Origin of the sequence: Acinetobacter sp. TUM15064, assembly GCF_008980265.1 — a bacterium.
Lineage (GTDB): Bacteria > Pseudomonadota > Gammaproteobacteria > Pseudomonadales > Moraxellaceae > Acinetobacter.
Genome location: NZ_BKFU01000174.1, coordinates 1 through 718 on the forward strand (window position 1 = coordinate 1; position 718 = coordinate 718).

At 31.3% G+C, this 718-nt stretch carries 1 protein-coding gene; it reads left to right on the plus strand.

The genetic code is table 11. The features are described from left to right. Positions 1-53 precede the first annotated feature (53 nt). On the plus strand, positions 54-718 hold a 665-nt coding region (locus tag GBI16_RS18275; protein ID WP_151707621.1), incomplete at its 3' end, for a response regulator transcription factor.

The following is a 718-nucleotide window of genomic DNA, read 5'->3' on the forward strand; positions in this document are numbered from 1 at the left end:
TTCCTAAACGGTATCTTTCTGATACTAATATTAATAATTCATTTGGAATAAACGTGATTAAAATTTTATATGTTGAAGATGATGTAATGATTGGTAAGACAAGTTTTCATCTGCTTCAACATGAAAATTTTTTAGTAGATTGGGCTAAAACAGGTAACGAGGCATTAGAGTTCTTATTTAATAAGCTTTATCACATTGTACTACTTGATTTAGGTTTACCTGAACTAGATGGGTTAGAAATACTTAAACATATCCGTAAAACAGCAGATTTAACTAATATGAGCGTAATCATTATTAGTGCCAGAGACCAAAGCAAAGATAAGATTTTAGGACTTAAGTGTGGTGCAGATGATTATATTGTTAAGCCATACGATTTTGATGAATTAATAGCTCGAATAGAGTCAGTATTGAGACGGGGAAAGTTTAATCATTCTATTGAAGACGTCTGTTTTTCTGCAAAAGATGTTAGCTTATTTCCTCAGAGTCAGAGAGTTACAAAAAATAAGATTGAAGTTGATTTATCTCCTAAAGAATGGGCGATTTTAGAACCTCTCATTATGTATCCACAACAAATTTTTTCACGGCAAATGTTAGAACAGAAACTTTATGATAGTGATGAACTTATTAACAGTAATGCTGTTGAAGTTCATATCCATAAATTAAGGCAAAAACTAGGAAAAGAACTTATTAGAACAGTCAGAGGACTTGGGTACTGTAT